General features: G+C 38.3%; 16 protein-coding genes. 11 read left to right on the plus strand and 5 right to left on the minus strand.

Annotated features, from left to right (window positions below; all coding sequences use genetic code 11):
* Positions 1-8: 8 nt before the first annotated feature.
* On the minus strand, positions 9-887 hold the full coding sequence (locus J4N24_RS21355) for an alpha-1,2-fucosyltransferase (protein WP_207535786.1): 879 nt from the start codon (positions 885-887) through the stop codon (positions 9-11).
* Positions 888-1,026: 139 nt separating this feature from the next.
* Here J4N24_RS21355 and J4N24_RS21360 point away from each other — a divergent pair, with 139 nt between their 5' ends.
* From J4N24_RS21360 to J4N24_RS21375, 4 genes are read left to right on the plus strand one after another with little or no spacing between them, the layout of a single operon-like run.
* Positions 1,027-2,847 (plus strand): ABC transporter ATP-binding protein, encoded by a 1,821-nt coding sequence (locus tag J4N24_RS21360; protein WP_207535787.1) that lies wholly within the window; start codon positions 1,027-1,029, stop codon positions 2,845-2,847.
* Between the two features lie 36 nt (positions 2,848-2,883).
* Entirely contained in the window at positions 2,884-3,990 is a 1,107-nt protein-coding gene (locus J4N24_RS21365) for a glycosyltransferase family 4 protein (RefSeq protein ID WP_207535788.1), read from the plus strand.
* Position 3,991: 1 nt separating this feature from the next.
* Positions 3,992-4,966 carry a nucleotide-diphospho-sugar transferase gene (locus J4N24_RS21370; RefSeq protein WP_207535789.1) on the plus strand — a complete coding sequence of 325 codons (975 nt, stop codon included), beginning with the start codon at positions 3,992-3,994 and terminating at the stop codon, positions 4,964-4,966.
* On the plus strand, positions 4,953-5,660 hold the full coding sequence (locus J4N24_RS21375; RefSeq protein WP_207535790.1) for a glycosyltransferase family 2 protein: 708 nt from the start codon (positions 4,953-4,955) through the stop codon (positions 5,658-5,660). Before J4N24_RS21370 ends, J4N24_RS21375 begins: the two co-directional genes overlap by 14 nt.
* Positions 5,661-5,683: 23 nt before the next feature.
* Here the strand turns inward: J4N24_RS21375 and J4N24_RS21380 are convergent, their stop codons facing one another.
* Positions 5,684-6,727, minus strand: a complete 1,044-nt coding sequence (locus J4N24_RS21380; protein ID WP_242691763.1) for a glycosyl transferase — start codon at positions 6,725-6,727, stop codon at positions 5,684-5,686.
* A gap of 134 nt (positions 6,728-6,861) precedes the next feature.
* Here J4N24_RS21380 and J4N24_RS21385 point away from each other — a divergent pair, with 134 nt between their 5' ends.
* The gene (locus J4N24_RS21385) at positions 6,862-8,034 is read left to right on the plus strand and encodes a glycosyltransferase (protein WP_207535791.1); all 1,173 of its coding nucleotides are present in this window, start codon (positions 6,862-6,864) and stop codon (positions 8,032-8,034) included.
* 70 nt (positions 8,035-8,104) lie between these two features.
* Positions 8,105-9,022, plus strand: a complete 918-nt coding sequence (locus J4N24_RS21390; protein ID WP_207535792.1) for a nucleotide-diphospho-sugar transferase — start codon at positions 8,105-8,107, stop codon at positions 9,020-9,022.
* A gap of 3 nt (positions 9,023-9,025) precedes the next feature.
* Here J4N24_RS21390 and J4N24_RS21395 read toward each other — a convergent pair whose 3' ends face one another.
* Positions 9,026-9,823, minus strand: coding sequence for a TIGR04325 family methyltransferase (locus J4N24_RS21395; RefSeq protein ID WP_207535793.1), 798 nt, complete (start codon positions 9,821-9,823; stop codon positions 9,026-9,028).
* A gap of 181 nt (positions 9,824-10,004) precedes the next feature.
* On the opposite strand from J4N24_RS21395, the gene glf reads away from it, so the two are divergent.
* The 3 genes from glf to J4N24_RS21410 all read left to right on the plus strand — a co-directional run bounded on the left by glf (position 10,005) and on the right by J4N24_RS21410 (position 12,765).
* Complete coding sequence (gene glf, locus J4N24_RS21400) at positions 10,005-11,150, plus strand: UDP-galactopyranose mutase (protein WP_207535794.1); 1,146 nt, start codon at positions 10,005-10,007, stop codon at positions 11,148-11,150.
* Between the two features lie 149 nt (positions 11,151-11,299).
* Positions 11,300-11,671 carry a sugar 3,4-ketoisomerase gene (locus tag J4N24_RS21405; protein WP_207535795.1) on the plus strand — a complete coding sequence of 124 codons (372 nt, stop codon included), beginning with the start codon at positions 11,300-11,302 and terminating at the stop codon, positions 11,669-11,671.
* A complete protein-coding gene (locus tag J4N24_RS21410; protein WP_207535796.1) occupies positions 11,668-12,765 on the plus strand; it encodes a DegT/DnrJ/EryC1/StrS family aminotransferase in 1,098 nt (365 codons plus the stop codon). Before J4N24_RS21405 ends, J4N24_RS21410 begins: the two co-directional genes overlap by 4 nt.
* A 57-nt stretch (positions 12,766-12,822) precedes the next feature.
* On the opposite strand, the gene J4N24_RS21415 is transcribed toward J4N24_RS21410, so the two are convergent.
* The gene (locus tag J4N24_RS21415) at positions 12,823-15,270 is read right to left on the minus strand and encodes a TonB-dependent receptor (RefSeq protein ID WP_207535797.1); all 2,448 of its coding nucleotides are present in this window, start codon (positions 15,268-15,270) and stop codon (positions 12,823-12,825) included.
* 376 nt (positions 15,271-15,646) lie between these two features.
* Entirely contained in the window at positions 15,647-16,582 is a 936-nt protein-coding gene (locus tag J4N24_RS21420; RefSeq protein WP_207535798.1) for a hypothetical protein, read from the minus strand.
* A 743-nt stretch (positions 16,583-17,325) separates the two neighbouring features.
* Between J4N24_RS21420 and J4N24_RS21425 the strand changes: the two genes are divergently transcribed.
* Both J4N24_RS21425 and J4N24_RS21430 read left to right on the plus strand, forming a co-directional pair.
* Positions 17,326-19,002 (plus strand): glycoside hydrolase family 28 protein, encoded by a 1,677-nt coding sequence (locus tag J4N24_RS21425; protein WP_207535799.1) that lies wholly within the window; start codon positions 17,326-17,328, stop codon positions 19,000-19,002.
* 14 nt (positions 19,003-19,016) lie between these two features.
* On the plus strand, positions 19,017-20,933 hold the full coding sequence (locus tag J4N24_RS21430; RefSeq protein WP_207535800.1) for a glycoside hydrolase family 88 protein: 1,917 nt from the start codon (positions 19,017-19,019) through the stop codon (positions 20,931-20,933).
* Positions 20,934-21,070: the final 137 nt, after the last annotated feature.

Genomic DNA, 21,070 nt, shown 5'->3' on the forward strand with positions numbered 1-21,070 from the left:
AGTTAAAATTATGATTTGACGACTGAGAACTCCTCTAGCAAAACCGGAGCATCCTTGTCATTGATATGATATAAAGGTACTTTACCGTAAAACGAAGCCCAGGCAGAAAAGGTGCTGGGGGGACCAATAATATAATCGCATGAGGATAAGCAATACAGGTCGGTAATAAAATGTCTGGACTTAAATGCAAAGTTAATTCCCTCAAAAACTGTCAAATTCACTTCATCGTTAGATGAAATATGAAACATTGTAGATTTTCCGGGGTGCTCTTTCGAAAATATGGATTGGACCTCCATCATTTTTTCCAGGTAGGTTTCGTCTTTATAAAACCATTTCCCATTGTCGAATTGCCTGTAGTCGCCCCGGCGAATATGGACGCCAACAATAACATCGTTTGTTGCTCGGTAGCTCTTTATCAAACTCTCAATTTCCTCCCGGTAGTGCTTTGTGGGAGTAAAAAGTTTTCTTATCCATTCCGAAAATAAAGGGAGATGCTTAACATCCCTATAAAGCCATCCTCTTGTAAGAACTCTGTCACATTTACAGGACAGCACAAATTTAGGGTCGGACATATCAAAGTCTTCACCTTTATTATCCTTATCACCAATATCGTGAATAGCAAGAAATCCTGTTTTAACCAATATACTTCCGCTATCCAACGACCTAAGAACCTTAAGTAATTTTCTATTTAAAAATTTTTGTCCAATTAGACTTAGACTGATGTTGCATTTAGCGGCATTGGTCTCGAAATCCTCAAAAAAGCATTTATATTCTTCGAAATAAGGGTAAACGAGTCTGTATTTATAATATTTACTATTCGCAATAAAGTGAGCAAAATGAAATAGGCGGTTCCCTAACTGTCCCGCTTCATAATTCACAATTACCATTTTGTAAAACTACACTTTCTGTTTCTAATAGTGCAAGAGGTAAGCTGACGTTTAATTAATGTGCTAATGGGTCGTCAAAAAACATAACAAACTAAACTATTACGTTGCTAAACTTTACCTTTGCAGATTATTCATATAGATGAAAACATACTTCAGGTTATTATCATTTGCATCTCCAATTGGAAAATTTGCGATACCTTATATATTCACAACTCTCCTCCATGTTGTTTTCAACACATTAAACCTGGCCTTGCTAGTACCGCTACTCACCTTTTTATTCGATACAACAAAGAAAGGGAGGATTTACGAAGCTCCGGATACACTCTGGGATATAATGGGGGCGTTTAACTATTATTCACAAGAGATAAACCGCACGTATGGTACTTATGGTGCACTGCAATTCATTTGCATCATTATCGTTATTTCTGTTTTACTAAGCAACCTTTTCAAGTACTTCTCCCAAAGAATTATGGAGAATTTAAGAATTCACACACTGCTTAATATTCGGAAAACGGTTTTTGAAAATGTGATGGGTATGCATCTCGGATTCTTTAACAATGAAAGAAAAGGAGATATATTATCAAAAATCACCAATGATGTACAGGTTGTCCAATTTACTGTAACAGGAACGCTGCAGGTAATCTTTAGAGAGCCATTTCAACTTATTGCATACCTAATCGCTCTTTTTGGGATTTCTTACAAGCTGACTTTCGTTTCTATTCTGTTTATCCCTGTTTCAGCCATATTTATTGCCAGACTTGTAAAAAGCTTAAAAAACCAGGCTTTCGGATCTCAAGCATCATTTGGCACGATGGTAAGCAATCTGGAAGAGGCTCTTTCAGGAATAAAAATTATCAAAGCATTTAATGCCACCAGTTTCATTACGGAAAAGTTTAACAAGGAGAACGAAAACTTTTCTGAGATCGGCCGACAGATGGCGAAGAGACAGCAGCTGGCGTCGCCCATTTCAGAGTTCCTTGGAGTAGTTATGGTAGCATTTATTTTACTGTATGGAGGAAGTCTGGTCCTAAGCGGAAGCTCAGAGTTGACAGCCCCGGCATTCATTGCTTATATCGGTATTTTTTCACAATTAACGCGGCCGGCAAAAGCACTTTCTGATTCTTTTACTGGTATCAATCTTGGTTTAGCTGCTGGTGAACGTATTTTAGAGTTAGTTGACATGAAACCAGCCATACAGAATTCGAAGAAGGCTAACGCAGTCTCTGGTTTTGACTATGCCATTGAGCTTGAAAATGTCTCTTTTTCATACGGGGAAAAAATAATCTTAAATGAGGTATCTTTAACAATACCTAGAGGAAAAACAGTAGCATTGGTTGGCCCTTCAGGAGGTGGAAAGTCAACCTTAATGGACCTTATCCCTCGTTTTATTGAACCACAGAAAGGCCGCGTCTTATTCGATGGAAAAGATATTAAAGAGATTGAAATGGATTCATTAAGAGCCCAAATGGGATTTGTGAACCAGGAGTCCATCCTATTCAATGACACGATCTTTAATAATATCGCATTTGGAAAAACCACTGCTACCCAGGAACAGGTAGAAGCTGCTGCCAAAATAGCTAACGCACATGAATTTATCCTTAAAACTGACGATGGCTATAATACCAACATTGGAGATAGGGGCGTTAAACTTTCCGGAGGGCAGAAGCAGCGGCTTAGTATTGCAAGGGCGGTGCTAAAAAATCCTCCTATTATGCTTTTAGATGAAGCGACCTCTGCCCTTGACACAGAATCAGAAAAACTTGTACAAGACGCTTTGAATAAATTAATGACAAATCGTACAACACTTGTAATAGCTCACCGCTTAAGCACCATTCAGAACGCTGACATTATTATAGTTCTTGACGCTGGAAAGATTGTCGAAAAAGGGAATCACAATGAGTTGATGTCGCATAATGGTCTATATAAACGTTTAATAGAGATGCAAACGTTTAGTGAGTAAGGAATTCACCTGCTTTAAACATCAGACCTTATTAAAATGATTAAAATTCTTTTCGATCACCAACATTTCTCTAATCAAGTATATGGAGGTATAACACGGTATTTTGCGAACATTCAAAAGGCATTGAAAGAGTCACCAGATTTTGAATTTAATCGAGGTATACTCTTCAGCAAAAATCATTACCTGAAAGATGAGAAACTGCCTCTCCCTAAATTCCTGGCGGGCTACATGCTAAAAAGGTATTCTGGTGCTAAGATCTACAGGAAAAATATGCGATACTCTTTGAAATTAATTCAACAGAATAATTTCGATATTTTCCATCCAACTTATTACGATCCATATTTTACAGAACATATTAAGAAGCCCGTCGTGCTTACTGTTCACGATTTGATTCACGAAAAATTTCCTCTTTACTTTCCCTTAGATGATACCACGTTGTATCAGAAACGTGTTTCAATTACAAGCGCATCTCACCTCATTGCTATTTCACAGTCGACAAAGAAAGATCTTCAGGATTACTATCAAATTCCTCAAGAAAAAATCACTGTGATTCATCACGGATATCAGCCTCTGGCTAACAATGAAACGGGAAATGCTAATTCCTATGGTGATTATATTCTTTTCGTCGGGGATAGAACAAGCTACAAAAATTTTATCAATTTCTTATATGGAGTAGAAGAGATTGTTCAAAGGTATCCAGAAATCAAGATAATTTGTGCTGGAGGCGAGAGCTTTAAAAGCGTGGAGCTTGAAATTATTATAAAACTAGGTTTAACAGAAAAAATCAAGCAGTTCAAGGTTAATGATCTGGAGTTAAACTCGCTTTATAAAAATGCCTTAATTTATGTTAATCCGTCACTTTACGAAGGATTTGGGCTTCCTATCCTGGAGGCGTTAGCCGTCGGTTGTCCCGCAGTTTTAAGTGATACCAGCTGCTTTCGAGAAGTAGGTGGAGAAGCTGCTTTATATTTTAATCCCTATGATCCAGGATCAATAAAAGATACAATTATAACGGCGCTATTTAATAAACAAATGAGAGACGAGCTAGTGAAAAACGCTGGTGCTCAACTTGCCAAATTTCCTATGGACAAGTGTATGGATAGAACTAAAGCTGTATACAAGCAGGTGATGGATTGGAATTAGTATGGGATATTACACTCAATCACCAGTACTACTTTTGGTATTCAACAGACCGGATTTAGCTAAAAAAGTTTTCGAAAAAATTAGAGAATCAAGGCCTAAAAAGCTGTATGTTGCCGCTGACGGCCCCAGGGAGAATAACGAGGAGGATGCGGAATTATGTAACGAATCAAAAAACATAATTGAACAAGTTGATTGGGAATGCGAAGTTCAAACCTTATTTAGGCCCAAGAACATGGGATGCAAGATAGCAGTATCCAGTGCTATTTCCTGGTTTTTTCAATGTGAGGAGGAAGGTATTGTACTTGAAGATGATTGCTTGCCTTCTAATGATTTTTTCAGATTTGCCGATCTACTCTTGGATAAATACCGTAACGACACAAGGATTGGCATGATAACCGGATGCAATCTACAGCGCGGAAAAACATGGGGTTCTGGAAGTTATTATTTCTCAAAAAACACCCACGTCTGGGGATGGGCTAGCTGGAGACGATCGTGGAAAGATTATGATGAAAGTCTTTCAAATTATAAAGAAGGGGAAGTTCATGAACAATTTTTCAAGGTTTTTGGTAATACGATTCTTGCCCAGGACTGGACCCTGATCTTGAAGAAGCTTAAAGCCGGCCTAATTGATACTTGGGACTACCAATTCAGTATATTAAACTATTTTAACAACCGTTTAACTGCAGTCCCTAATGAAAACCTTATATCTAATATAGGCTACGGTCCTCGTGGCACCCACACCATCGTACCCGATGACCCCAATGCTAATATCCCCTTAGGAGCCATGTCAGATAATATTATACATCCTCGTTTTATTCTCCCTGAGCCTGAAGCAGATTGGGCTGTATGGGAAAAGGAATTTGAAATTACTCGTAGAAGGAAAAAGGCATTTAAAAAAAAATTGAAAGATAAATTTGGACTTACATTAATCCAGTCCCTTTTAAAAAATAAGAAGGCCGAATATGCAGGAGACTGATCGATTGCCCTTAATAAGCATTATAACAGTCACTTACAATGCTGTTTTACATCTGGAAAAGTGTATCAATAGTATAATCTCACAACACTATCCAAGAATAGAACATATCATTATAGATGGAGGAAGTACTGATGGTACGCTTGAAGTGATTAAAAGTCATCCTGGTAATTTGGCCTACTGGGTTAGTGAACGCGACAATGGGATTTATGATGCTATGAATAAGGCACTAAGTCATATTCACGGCGAATGGGTTTACTTTCTTGGTGCAGACGACACACTTTATCCTGAATTTTCAGATTTAGCGAAAAAGTTGAAGGATAGGAATACTATCTATTATGGTCAGTGTACTTGGGGAGAAATGATCTTGGGAGGGGTATTCACTCCAAAAAGGCTAATACATGATTGCATTTGTCATCACAGTGTGTTATACCCAAGAAGAGTCTTTGAGAGATACATTTACAATTTGAAATATAAGATTGGAGCCGATCATTTGCTTAATATACAGTGCTGGACAGATCAAACTATAAAAAAAGAATACCACCCCTTTATTATAGCAAATTTTGCACAGGGAGGTCTTTCTCAACAAGACATTGACGAAAAATTCAAGAAAGACTTTCCCCTAATAATACTTAAATACTATGGATTATTTCATTTATTCAGGTATTGGTACAAAAGGACGCTGGGGAAATTCTAGTATGCCTTCTTCTCTCTGATCCTTTAGGAATTTAGAAGTGCCCTTCTATAATAATTCTTATAATAGCCTTGTAAAAGAAAACGAACTCTACGCATCAAAGACCGGTTTAGCCATGCTAAATCCAGCTTTTTCTCGTTATACTTCTGTGAACAATCTGTTTCCTCAATCAACTCTTCAGCATTTCTTAAGTATTTGAGATAAGGCCTGTAAATGAGGGACACCGCACTCTCTGGCAAGAAATAATGCTCAGCAGTCAAACGAACAGTATTATTTAAAACATATTTAAAATCATGGAAATGATAAAAAACAAGTTCAAATGTTTTTCCTGTCTTTAGTTCGACTCCCTGAATAGCTTGTTCCTTATTATTAAATTCGTATTGCTGCACATTCCATGGCGCTACCCCACCTCCTAAATGCTGAAGTTCGTGAACTCCTTCGAAATCAATAGTCCAACAGTCCAAATATTTCTGATCACCGAATTTTCCATTTTCAACCCTATTGTAACACCAGTCTATACATGCATTTCTCCACCAGTTTAACACCTTCAATCCATTCGTATCGTTTTTAAAACATACAAATTGGACGCAGTATTTTCCGTTTGCCGATTGATCGTGTTCCGGGCTAAACCTGTGCTCAGTTATAAGAACTGAATTTTCACCCATTTCATCCAAAAGCACACGGGGATCTTTAAAAAAAAGAAGGTCAGCATCGAGATATGTACAGTGATCAAGATTATACTTTTGTAAACAAAATAGTATAGTGGTAGGTGTACATGTCCAGCAATACTCGCCCGCAGTTCTTGATGATTTCACCGTTAGCAGCTGTTCATCCTCAAATTCACCGAGAGAAATGATAGTTGCTTTCTTCAATTCAAGTGCCTTTAGGAATAAGTAACATTCTTCGTCAAATGCAAAAATAAACAAATGAACCTTTGGACAGTGGTCAATCAATGATTGATAAAGTGCAAGCCCCCGGGAGAGATATGCAGAATTAAAAAGTGTACAAAAAAAGAGACCATCACTATTTATATTATTGTTTGAAAGTACTCCCGGGCTGTTATTAATCATAATATTGGAACTAAGCAATTCTTAGACAAACACCATGACAATTAAACCACGAAAAAGTACTAGAAGGAATTCATATTAAAATGATTTTTTAGCTATTAAGAATTATCCCTGGCATTCTGCATTTTTGCATAAGAATGAAGAAGATACTATTTTTTTTTCCGTTAAATCCTATCTCTGGAGATTCCGGTGCTAAAACGAGGGTCCTTAAACTTCTGCATTATTTCAACCGAAGAGGCTTTATCGTTGATTTTATTGGTCTGGAATATTGGGACGATTGGACGGAGGAAGGAATACTAAGTTTCAAAAGTAGCGGGCTAATAAGAAATCTTTTCCTTTTTAATAAGCCTCCAAAGCTGCGAAGAAAAAATTTTTTCGAACGACTGATTAAAAAAAAGTTTGCTGAAGAAATCTTTGAACAAATGAATAAGGTGGATGGAGCATTTGATAATCTAACAAATCTGCATATCAAAAACCGGTTCGATCAGGTACTTGCTACCCATTCCTATAATTTTATCATTATCAGCTATGCTTATTGGGCTGATTTAATTAAGGACATACCCTACTCTGATTCAAAAACGATTATAGACACTCACGATCTTCTAACTTCTCAAGTCCAGGAACAGGAAGGAATTGTTTTAGGAAAATCATTGGAAGAAGAATTTAGACGAGTATCACAGTTTGATGAAGTTTGGGCTATTTCTAGTGATGAGAAATTTTTGTTTAGCCAATTCATCAAAAGGAAGGTTCGTTTAGTCTCTTTAATGTTCGACACCCCCGAGGAATTGGCTAGTCAAAATCAGTTAGCAAAGTATGATCTAATTTATATCGCTAGCGATAATCTACATAATCAAATTTCCGCTTCCTGGTTTTTTGAAAATGTCTATCCTTTATTAAATCCTGAAATAAGAATTTGTGTAATAGGTGGAATTAACAGGTTTATTAGTAATTACAAAAACGTAAAGAATATTCTCTATGCTGAAAGCGTAGAGCCCTATTACCGTGAGGCCAAAGTAGCGCTTTGTCCAATGCTTTCTGGAACAGGAATCAAGGTTAAGGTTGTGGAAGCACTTTCTTTCGGACTACCAGTGGTTTGTAATTCACGAGGAATAGATGGCCTCCCAAATAAAATCTCGAATGGTTGCCTCGTATCTGACGATCCTGCCCGTTTTGCGTCGAATATTCACCAGCTATTAAATAATTCCTCATTATATAAAAGTCAACAGGAAATGGCAATCCAATTATTTAAATTAGCTTTTGAAACTTCGGTAGGCGAAAAGGTTCTTGATGAGGCTTTTGAACTCACTTAATTACCCAGGCATACTAAAGAGGAATACTACATCAACTGATTCACACGCCCTTTTTAAAGTATATTTGCAAATGGCATCATACAAAACGGTGAGTCCGATATTGCTTCTGATCTTTAATAGGCCAGATTTAACTGGCCTTATATTTGAAAAAATCCGGGAAACAAAACCTGCTCGCTTATATATCGCTGCCGATGGGCCCCGCCAGACCAAAAGCGGAGAAAAGGAATTGTGCGAAAAAACACGTTCAGTAGTCGAAGCTATAGATTGGGAATGCGAAGTAAAAACTCTTTTCAGGCAAAAGAACCTGGGATGTAAGTACGCAGTATCCTCAGCTATCGATTGGTTTTTCCAGCATGAAGAAGAAGGTATAATTTTAGAGGATGACTGCCTTCCTTCGGAAGACTTTTTCCGTTTTTGCGACGAGCTTCTGCACAAGTACCGGAACGACGAAAGAGTTTTTCAGATAACCGGTTGCAATGTTCAACCCGGCAAAAAATGGGGATCAGCGAGCTATTATTTCTCCAACAACATAGAGGTTTGGGGCTGGGCGAGTTGGAGACGTGTTTGGAATAAGTATGATGTTGAACTAAGCAATTACCATGAAAAAGATCTAGTACACCATTTGCGGGAGATTTATAATCATGAAACTATTACTCAAAAGTTCAAAGAGGCTTTTATTGATCTCAAGGATGGTAAAATAGATACTTGGGATTATCAGCTTCGTTTTATAAATTTTTTCGAAAGAGGACTTGTAGTCGTTCCAAACTTTAACCTTGTAAGCAATATCGGATTCAGGGCAGACGGAACCCATACTTTAAACGACGATCATATCTTTTCAAATCTAAAAACGGAACCACTTCCTGAAGAATTAACTCATCCTACAACAATTACAGCATGCCTTGATGCAGATCTGCAAACTTTATACACTGATTTTAACATTAAAAGGAAAAGTTGGATTGGAAAATTAGTAGACGCTTTTAGGTTGTAGAAACTATCTCCTCAAGAAGAAGCCCTTGTCAAAAGCAATTGGAACACCATCAATTTTAATATCAGTTTCGCCAACTACAAAGGAGCCAAATTCTGCGACTAATTTGTAGTCTTTGAAATGACTCAAGAATTTCGCTTCATTGAAAAACCAGGAAGGATATACTGCACTATAAATTACAGGGTCTACCCTTTGAACAGTAAGCCGGTCATCCTCCCTGTCTTTTATGAAAGCTGTTCGGTCAAAAATTAAATAATCGAAATTGTAGGCAGCAAGTTGCTGAAGAAATTTATGAGGTTCCGGCAGATATTGAACAGAACCCGAAAGTAAAACTACTTTAGGCTTATCAATTTTCATACAATCTTCAATGTCAAAAGCAAATTTAAGGGACTGGTCCTCAAAAAACTGCTTTCCACATTGTACATACTTCTCCTGCTCAACAATCGTCCAAGTCACCTCAACATTATCAGGTATAAAATCCTTTACCTGAAAATAGGTACTGCCCAAAGATCCGCCAAAATCAATAAGATTAAGTCTGTTTTCATTTTGCAGGGCAATATTCAACAAACACGAGATTAGGGCAAATGGATATTCCTTTTTATCAAACAAAACTGAATCACGCTCATAGACTGCTTCACCGTGTTTTACCTTCAAGAGCGATTGCTTAGTTTTCTCAAGAATATTGTCAGCACTGTAACCTGTCGAAGCGGCTAAAGCAGCATCCCAGCTTACAAAATCGCCAAACCAACCGTATTTATCTCCTTTGTTTTCCGCTTTAAATATTCGTTTGAGTCCTTTTAGCATCTTGAACTTTAAAAAAATATAAAATTATAACAATCCTGGTAATAACTGTAGGGCTTGGATCAGGAACATGAATTAAATCCTTCTTTTTATCTTTAACCCCGTTTGGTTTATTTGTAAAATCGCTTCTGGATCAAACATATAACGGGTTTCAGGGTTAAAAGAACATCATATCAACTATTCTATGAAATTAAACACATACGACTACTTAATAGTAGGCTCTGGATTATTTGGAGCCGTTTTTGCACACGAAGCTACCAAAGCTGGAAAAAAATGTTTAGTTATCGATAAACGAAATCATGCCGGAGGTAACGTTTATTGTAAAGAGATGGAAGGAATAAATGTCCATCAATACGGAGCCCACATTTTCCATACTAATGATAAAGAAATTTGGGACTATGTAAATCAGTTTGCCGAATTCAATCGCTATACCAATTCTCCTGTAGCTAACTATAACGGTGAGCTTTATAATCTTCCTTTCAATATGAATACTTTTTATCGCCTTTGGGGAACTAAAACTCCCGAAGAAGCTAAAAAGAGAATCGAAGAGCAAATAGCTGATCTTCATATTACTGAACCTAAAAACCTTGAAGAACAAGCATTAAAACTGGTAGGAACCGATATTTACGAAAAGTTAATTAAACACTATACAGAAAAGCAATGGGGAAGAAAAGCTACTGAGCTACCTGCGTTCATCATTAAACGCTTACCTGTTCGCTTCACCTACGATAATAACTATTTCAATGATAAATATCAGGGTATTCCAGTAGGTGGCTATAACAAAATCATAGAAGGTCTATTAGAAGGCATAGAAGTTCGCCTTGATACAGACTTTTTTGCGAACCGTGAAGAGTTAAGCCTGCTTGCTGATAAAATTGTATTTACTGGTAAAATAGATGAATACTATAACTACCAGTTTGGAGAGCTTGAATACAGAAGTCTTCAATTTGAAACCGAAGTTGTCGATACGGAGAACTATCAGGGTAATGCCGTAATCAATTACACAGATCCGGAAACCCCTTATACCCGTATCATCGAGCACAAACATTTTGAATTTGGAACTCAGCCTAAAACAGTGGTGACAAAAGAGTATTCTTTACAGGCTGCTAAAGGAGTAGAACCGTATTACCCGATCAATGACGAAAATAACACTTCGATCTTGAAGAAATACCAGGCACTAGCGAAAGAAGAAACGAATGTAATTTTTGGAGGTCGCTTAGCTGAATATAAATATTACGACATGCACCAGGTTGTTGGATCAGCTTTAGTAAAAGCAAAACGAGAACTGGGAACGGAAAAAGATGCAGTTGTGCTCAATGAAGCTGTATAACTCAATTGCTTCCATATAAAACCAAGAGGACTGCCAAAGCGCAGTCTTTTTTTATTTAATTACTTTTCAAATTCTTTCAAAGGGAAGACAAGTCCTATAATTGTAGTATAAATGGTGTGATAAAATAATAGGACTACCAAGAAAACCAAATGCCCGAATTAATTGACTTAAAAACTTTCACTGATAGCAGAGGGAATCTAACAGTAATAGATAAATGTATTCCTTTCGATATTGCACGTATCTTCTACATCTACGGCGTGGATAATTCTGTAAGAGGCGGACACAGACACGTAAAAACAATTCAAGCCGCCATTTGCATTCAGGGTTCCTGCAAAATATTTACTGATAATAACAAGGATCAGGAGTGGTTTGATCTAAGCAAGCCTTCGAGCTGTCTTATCCTTTATCCCGAAGACTGGCATACAATGAGTGAATTTTCTGAAGATGCTATTTTGATGGTCTTAGCTTCTACCAGTTTCGAGGCTAGTGATTATATTTATACCCCATATAAACAGGCATGATAGAGTACGAAGACCTATCAAGGGTTAACCATTCTTACAAACAGGAATTCACGGAATTGTTCGGAAAGTTTCTGGACAAAGGGTGGTTTGTTCTGGGCGAGGAGGTAAAACTCTTTGAGGAGGAATTTGCAGCTTATTGTGGAAGTAAATATTGCATCGGTGTGGCCTCAGGTCTCGACGCCTTATATCTTTCTTTATTAGCGTTAGATCTCCCGGAAGGAGCAGAGGTTTTAGTTCCATCAAATACTTATATCGCCACTATACTTAGTATCGTCAATGCAGGTTTAAAACCAGTATTGGTAGAGCCCGATCTAGGAACATATAATATTACCGCATCAGGGGTTGAGGAAAACATATCTTCTTCAACTAAAGCAATTATGCTTGTCCATTTGTATGGCAAGCCCTGTAAGATGGATGAATTGCTGAATATCGCCAAGAAGCATGATCTATACATTATAGAAGACTGTGCACAGGCACACGGTGCAAAATATCAAGACAAAGCAGTTGGTACTTGGGGTAACTTTGGAGCTTATAGTTTCTATCCAACAAAAAACCTTGGAGCCCTTGGCGATGCAGGAGCTATAGTAACCAATGATTCCCGAATGGCTGAAAAGCTAAAAGCCCTAAGAAACTACGGCTCTCAAATCAAGTATAAAAACGATTTCATCGGCATTAATTCGCGGTTAGACGAACTTCAGGCAGCATTCCTTCGAATCAAACTTCGCGAGCTTGATAAACTCAACCAGCATAAAAATATTCTTGCGGATATTTATAAAAAAGAACTAAAAAGGGAGTTTGTGATCTTACCTGAAAATCAGGAAAACACTTTTGAAGTATTTCATATCTTTAATATAAGGACAGAGAATCGTGACGAATTAAAACAGTACTTATTGGACAATGGAATTAAAACAGAGATTCATTACCCAACTCCCCCACACCACCAGGCTGGCTATAAAAACTTACTACATGGCTCTTATCCTATTTCTGAAGAGATACATCGAACTACACTTAGCCTGCCGATTTCTTTGATTCATACAGAGGACCAGATTGAGCAGATAGCCCGGACAATAAATAAATTTTTCGAAAAATTATAACCAATAAAAAAGCCACTTCAGAAAATTTGAAGTGGTTTTTTTATTGGTTGAGATATTTTATATCTTAATATTTAAGCCCAAAAGAACGTTAGTCCCCGCTTGAGGAAAGTAGAAATTCTCGGTGACCGGACCACCATAGATATAAGTGTAGGTATAGCCATTGGATTCATACTTCTCATTAAAAACGTTATTAACTAGCAGGGTGAGACCAATATTTTTCAGTCTTCGAGCCTGGATATTATACCTCAAGCTTATGTCATTAACGAAAAATGGGTTTAGCTTCCTATCCTCATTAGAAGTGTTATCCAAATATTGTTTACCTACATACTTAGATAACAAGGCTGTTTCAAATCCTTTAAAAATTTTATAAGACAAATCACTCCCTGCAATAACAGAGGGCGAGAAGGCTATGTCTGCTTTTCCATAGGTATTCGACGCCTGACCGCCGTTATCATAGTCATCCATGAATTCAGTATAGTTCTTGACCTTGTTTCTGCTTAAGGTAACATTAGCACCCCAGCTAAGATCTTTTGATAACAAAACACGTCCGTCTAATTCAAAACCCATGCGATAGCTGATAGGGACGTTCTGCCGAATGTATTCTCCTACATCATTAACCTTGCCGGTTAGCACCAGCTGGTTCCTATAAAACATTCCATAATAGTTAATACCGAAATTATAAGCTTTCTCGGCATTTCTGTATCCTGCCTCAACATTCTTAAGGGTTTCTGCTTGTGGAACTACTCCTGGCAAGGCGTAACGATAGTCGTCTCTGTTAGGTTCTTTGTTCCCGATGGCAAACGAAGCGTAAGCATTAGAATGGTTGTCTATGGAATAAGTGATACCTGCCTTGGGATTGAAAAACTTATGATAATACTGCAGATCTTGTTCAGCTAAGGTCTTGTCAGTACCCGTAATGCTATAATCCACATAGCGGTACTGCAGATCGTAGAATATTCGAGCTTTTCCCACCTGAAAGTCTATCCGACCATAAATATTAAAATCTTTCTTTAAACCATGACCTAAATAGTACTGTTGATTTATTGAAGAAACAGGTAAGGTAGCTGAAATTACCTCCCCAAAATGGTCACCATCATACTCGTTATAGGCACCACCAATAATAACAGAATATTCAGTGGAAGGAGCATAGTTTAAAGAATACGTTAATCCGTAAAAGTCATTCTTTAACCACCTTCTTCTTACTAAGTCAGTTTTCTGTTTTGGAGCTCCGCCAAATAAAGTTGAATTTAAGCCGTATTTCTCCAGCGTTGTGTTATTCTTGAACTCCTCGAAATAGCCTTTGCCAAAAGTATAATGCAAAGCCGTATTTAAAGACAATGCTGGATTAAATGTATGGGTATAAAGGCCTTGGTAATGAGTCTGATTGTAATTATCTGTTTGGTTATTATACAGGAACTGACTGTAGGTTCGCTTGTCAGAATTCCACAGATTCAATGAATCTTCCGGGGTGAAATACAAAGAACCCTGATTATTGTAATAATGTGTCAATAGGGCATCACTATTACCTCTAAGTTTAGCTTCAGGCACCCCGTTCCAAACCTGGTATGTTTTTTCCTTCCCACCGAAGATGTTTACTCGCAGCAAGTCTTTTTTTCCATAATAAGCCGCGCTGGAAAAAAAGGATTTAAGGTTTGAGGAACCTCTGTCTATGAAACCATCAGATGTTATTGCTGACAAACGTCCATCCACAGTAAACTTATTTGCAATCAATCCTGAGCCCGCATTTATAGTATTCTTCAAAGTCCCAAAGGAACCTCCGGCACTGTTTAATTCAGCATAAGCAGTATCGTGCCTGGTTGTTGTTTGAATATTCAGGCTGCCACCAAAAGCTACCGCCCCATTGGTAGAGGTTCCAACCCCTCTCTGAATTTGTATATTATCTACCGAAGAGGCAAAATCGGGGAGGTTTACCCAAAATGTGCCCTGACTTTCAGGATCATTATAAGGGATACCATTTATAGTAACGTTAACACGGGTTGGATCGCTTCCGCGAATACGGATACCAGTATAACCAATTCCATTGCCGGCATCAGAGCTGACCACTACAGAAGGGGTTTGATTTAAAAGGTAGGGCAAGTCCTGGCCCAGATTATTCTTTGCCAGCTCTTCATTATCGATGTTCTTAAATGTGGTTGGAGAACTTTCTGAAGCTCTTGTAGCTTTCACAATCACCGCATCGGTAACAAAGCTTGAAGCTTGCATACTAATATTCAGGTTCTGATTTGCTGAAAGGTTTAAAACCTTTGAAAAGGTATTGAATCCAATGAAGCTAACTTTAACTACATAATTTCCCGCCTTCAAATTAAGGAAAGAAAAATCTCCGTTCGCATCTGTTTGAGAACTATATTGATTTACGGTAACGTTAGCTCCAGCCAGAGGACGTTGGACCGATCCATCCACTACTTTTCCGGAAATTGTAAATTGTGCGGCAGCCCACAATGGTAGAAACATAGCCATGAAGGCTATCACATTCATCTTCTTCATACTTTTTGAATTTAAACGAATGCAAGGGGCATGCATCGTCAATAAATACTTCCTACGCCAGCATTACCTGGATCAGGTTCCTGTCCAACATCTTAAAGCCTGTTAATCGGACTAAAAGCCTATTTGTTTGACTATGGGTGTAATCTCAGCCTGCAAATATGATTTGGTTATATTTACAAGCACCCCTAAATTTCTGCAAAAGTATGAAAAATAAAGTAAGGACAGCGTTTTTTCTAATATTCATCACACCCCGACACGAAAAGCAGTAGAGTAAATGATTACGAAGAGCAAAGAAGGCATTCGATTCCGCCGCCCGAAACTATTAATGCACTCAGTTCCGAGACAAAGGTTGGTTAAGTATCAGTAAAATGATTTATTAAAACTTAATATCTCCTTTCGGAAGACCGGGACCTGATTTATTTAGCGAGACAGTAAGCTTTGCAGAAGGCTTAGTTAATTTTACAGCTTTATCCCTAAGCTCCGCGATCTTCATTAACATTTGAGGACCTTCATAATCAAATATCCAATCCCGTTCACTTGTTTTAACTGCATCTGACTTAGGTGTTTGCATCGCATCACTGGTTTCAGGAAGGGGAAGCTGCCATACATTCAAAAGCTCAGCAGGGCTCCGTTGTGAAGAATTTGTAGTTTCCATCTCCCCTATAAACACCTGATCATAAGCGTGTATAGACATACTTACCGCCACTAATCTTCCTTCGGGTACGACTTCATCCAACTCAATATTACCACCAGCATAGCTGTCTCGGCTACCTATTTTAATGTCCTTCGTCGAAACATAACTAAACACCCTGCTTCTAAAGTCAAATGCGACTACAGTAAACCGTAGAATATAATAAGCCGCATTACAACCCTTAATATCGTTTATTGTAACAGCAGGAAGATGTATACTTACCTTTTTATCCTGGCTTAACTGGGCAGAAGCTCTTACTCTAAGTACCTTATCAAGTGGAGAATTGTTATTGAACTGAAAACCTTTCAGGAAGCTCATATCACCATCATGGATATCCCTTTCGCCTCTTTCCTTGGCACTGGCAGAGACCGCTTTGCGCACCGCCGAGGTACAGCGATTGATCATGGCTCCGTCGTATCCCTTGTAAGCCCACTTAAAAGCTTTCCTGATTATCCTTGCTGTGCTGCTGCAAAGCCCAAACTCAAGGCTTGCCTCTTTAGAACTTAAGGTTTGCTTAACCTTATGCGGTTTCATCTGAACCACATTAAGATCTCGCCAACTACGATAAACGATATTAGATACAGAACCGTGAAGTACCCCTTTTTTATCAATTACTGCCATAAGGAAGGTTGTTTCAGTTAAATATTTTATTAATTTTACTTGTAAATTTAACTACCAGATTCCTCTTAGTCAAGGGGAAAGAAAAAATTTTCTCTTCTCTATCCTTCCACTTCTATTGCGCTAACCCACGCCCTACAAGAGCCTTAGCAACGACTATTCTGACTTATGGTGAATCTTTTTTAAATCGTATTTAACTCCTCTTTTAGTCCACGTCTAGTGATAAAAGGTGGACTGAACATGGCTTTTTTATGGAATAAATAAAGATTCATAAATAAGCTGGGAAGAAGTTAGGATTAATCTGGATAGGCAACAAATAGTAGCAGTAATTATGTGGGAATAACTAGCGTCGATGGACTCAGAGAAATATAAGGAGTCCTAACGGATACTGAAAGGAATCTGATTTTTTATCACAAAAATAGTAAAATCAGTACCAGGTGCAACTGATAAAAATCACGTCATCGTTCCCGGAAACGATTGCGTAAAAATTGTAGAGTGATTCGTCTTTTATGTAATATAAACTCTTTAAAATTGTTGAAAACTAGTCCCTTTACTAACGGAAGGCCAGCTACATAAAGATTTATAATAGTGCTTGTTAGGAAACCAAGCCGCAAAAACAAGCTTAAGATGTTCACCAACTGTGGCAGGCTAAAGCTTCTCTTTTGTAACAAACTTTATTCCTGGTCCCCTGCGGGATAGGATATTATTATTGCGAATTAACCGTTTTAACGAAAACCAAAATATAAATGACACATACATTTAAAGTACTTGCATTTCTGGGACTGGTGACGGCGATTGGGGCAACAAATGCAAATGCTCAATCGGCTAAGCCGCAGCAGTGGCCCTCCGTTTTGCCAACTGTACAACTTCCCCAGTTTAAAAAAGACACTATTAGCATCGTTAAAAATGGAGCTATCAGCGATGGCATCACATTAAATACAAAAAGTATAAATCAAACTATTGATGAAGTAAGCAAAAATGGAGGAGGAGTAGTTCTTGTTCCCCGTGGAATATGGGTAACCGGTCCGATAGAGCTTAAAAGCAATGTCAATTTACATTTGGCCAAAGACGCTCTGTTAAGTTTTACTGAGGACTTCTCGCAATACAAACTTGTGGAAACAAACTGGGAAGGCCTTGGAGCTGTTCGTAATCAATCACCAATTTCAGGAACAAATCTTGAAAACGTGGCTATTACTGGTTATGGTATTGTAGACGGAAACGGCGATGCCTGGAGAATGACTAAAAAGGAAAAGCTTACGGAGTCTCAATGGAAGAAATTAGTTGCTTCAGGGGGGGTAGTTAGCGAAGATAAAAAATCATGGTACCCATCTGAAAGTTCATTGAAAGGTTCTAAAGTTAAAACTGCAGGAGTTATTGGTGCGGGGAAAACCATTAAAGATTTCGAGGAAATCAAAGACTTCCTTCGTCCCAATTTACTGGTATTAACTAATTGCAAAAAAGTACTGCTTGAAGGAGTAACCTTTCAGAACTCTCCAGCCTGGAACCTTCACCCTTTAATGTGCGAGGATCTTACAGTAAGAAACGTTTATGCTAAGAACCCCTGGTATGCACAGAATGGGGATGGGATTGACGTGGAAAGCTGTAAAAATGTTTTGATAGAAAACAGCACCTTCGATGTAGGTGATGACGGTATTTGTATAAAATCTGGCAGAGATGAACAAGGACGACTTAGAGCAAAGCCAACAGAAAATCTGATAGCCAGAAACAACGTAGTATACCACGCTCACGGAGGTTTTGTAATTGGATCAGAAATGTCTGGTGGTGCTAAAAACCTTTATATCTATGATAATACCTTTATTGGAACAGATATCGGTTTACGCTTTAAAACTACTCGAGGCAGAGGTGGGGTTGTTGAAAATATCTTCGTTAAAAATATCAACATGAAGGATATCCCAGGTGAAGCTATTCTTTTTGACATGTACTATGCAGCTGTGGATCCGGTTCCTGCCGCGGGTGAAAAACGAGAAGCTCCTAAAGTTGAATTACTCCCTGTTACAGACGCCACACCAGTCTTCAAGAATTTTTATATTAGTAATGTAGTAGCTCAGGGTGCAGAAAAAGCAATTTTTGTTCGGGGCTTACCTGAGATGAACATCAGTAATATTTTCCTTGAGAATATTATCATCCAGGCAAAAAAAGGAATAGAGATCGAAGAGGCAAAAGGCTTATACCTTAAGAATGTAAATGTTGTAACTTCAGAAACTAAGCCTGTTGTTAATGTAAATAACAGTACTCAGGTATATTTTGATAACTTAGCTTTCAATAAAGGCGCAGAACTATTGTTTAACGTGAATGGTAAACGTACTGCCAATATTAATGTAACCAATACTAAAACTACCAATGCTAAAGTAGTTGCTTCCTACAATCAGGAGGCTACTAAAAAGGCGCTAAAAGTAAAATAAACTTATTTACACACATGAAGAGGATTTCAATTTTATCCGCTGCAGTAACTTGTCTGTTTTCTTTTCAGGTTGCAACGTCTTCTGCTCAGACCAAACCTCTGTCAGAAAGAATGGCAGCTCAGGTAATGGACATTTGGGCAGATTCGCTATGGACTGGAAGACCTTTCAAATGGACTTATGATCAGGGCGTAATTCTTGAAGGTATAGCTGATGTCTGGTATAAAACCGGAGATACAAAGTATTTCAATTACATCAAAAAAAGCATGGACCACTTTGTTCAGGCTGATGGAACTGTAAGAACATATAAACCAGATGAGTTCAATATTGACCATGTAAAAAATGGCCGGTCTGTGTTGCTTCTTTACAAAGTGACAGGTCAGGAAAAATACTTGAAAGCAGCCCAAAGCTTCAGAGATCAGTTAAGCAAGCACCCCCGCACCAAAGAGGGAGGTTTCTGGCACAAACAGGTTTACCCAAACCAGATGTGGCTTGATGGCCTATATATGGGAGAGCCTTTCTATGCTGAATATTCTGCTTTAACAAATGATGCTTCGGGGTTTAATGATGTTGCCAATCAATTTATCTGGATGGAACAACATTCGCGTGATCCTAAGACAGGTTTGATGTATCACGGCTGGGATGAGTCGAAAGAGCAGCAATGGGCAGATAAGAACACTGGCCGCTCCCCTCACGTTTGGGGTCGCGCAATGGGTTGGTACGGAGTTGGTCTGGTTGATGCATTAGAATATTTCCCTGAAAATCATCCAAAGCGCAAAGAGCTTATTGCCATATTAAATCGCTTTGCTGATGCCGTTAAGAAAGTTCAGCAACCGAACGGATTATGGTATGACGTGATTGATGTGCCTAACGGAAAGGGAAATTATTTCGAGTCTTCTGCAGCAGCGATGTTCGTAACTACTATTGCTAAGGGAGTGCGACTGGGTTACTTACCGCAATCCTATATGGCTGTAGCTGAAAGAGCTTATGCTGGCATGAAGAAAGAATTTGTAGAAGAGGTGAATGCTGATAAAGTAAATTATAAAGGAACAGTTAATGTTTCTGGCTTAGGTGGAAAACCTTATCGTGATGGTAGTTTTGAGTATTACATGCGTGAGAAGGTGATCACTAACGATCCTAAAGGTGTAGGTGCCTTTATGATGGCGGCTTCAGAAATGGAGATTGCTGCGCTTCCTAAAATGGGTAAAGGAAAAACAGTAACCGTTGATTCCTATTTCAATAATGAATTCCATAAAGAACCTGCGACAGGCAAAATGGAGCCTTTCCATTACATCTGGACTGAAAAAGACAATAATGGGTACTCCTTACTTGGCCATATCTTTAACGCAAGGGGAGCTAAACTTTCCACTCTTGAGGATGCTCCAACTGCAGCTAACCTAAAGAACTCTAGCGTTTATATTATTGTAGACCCTGACACGGAAAAGGAAACTGAGAAACCAAATTATGTACAGCCAGCGCATGTTAAAGCTGTTTCTGATTGGGTTAAGGCTGGTGGTGTGTTGGTATTCTTCCACAATGACGCTGGCAATGCTGAGTTTAAAAACTTCAACACTCTGGCAAATGCTTTCGGAATAAACTTTAATGAGGTAAGTAAAAACAGAGTGCAGGGTAGTCAATTTGAGCAAGGCGCGGTAATGATGCCTGCTAATCACCCTATCTTCAAAACCACTAAAAAAGCTTACCTGAAGGAGATTTCCACTTTGACTTTAACGTCTCCTGCAAAGCCTTCTGTAACTCATAATGGCGACGTAATTATTGCAACAGCCAAGGTTGGTAAGGGAACTGTTTTCGCGGTGGGCGATCCGTGGTTATATAATGAATATACGGACGGAAGAAAACTTCCTGCTGATTTTCAAAACTTTAAAGCTGCTAATGATTTAGTAGAATGGTTATTAAACCAGGCAAAAAAATAAATAATACAGGCAGTACACCCCATGATAGTAAACAGGCGGGTTTTAATGGGGGTTTATCTAAGTTTGCGTGCTTCTATAACCAACGGGGATCAGTAAATAAATCAGACAATACGAGTGACTCTTTCATCACAGACAGA

Source organism: Desertivirga arenae, from assembly GCF_017355785.1.
GTDB classification, from domain to species: domain Bacteria; phylum Bacteroidota; class Bacteroidia; order Sphingobacteriales; family Sphingobacteriaceae; genus Desertivirga; species Desertivirga arenae.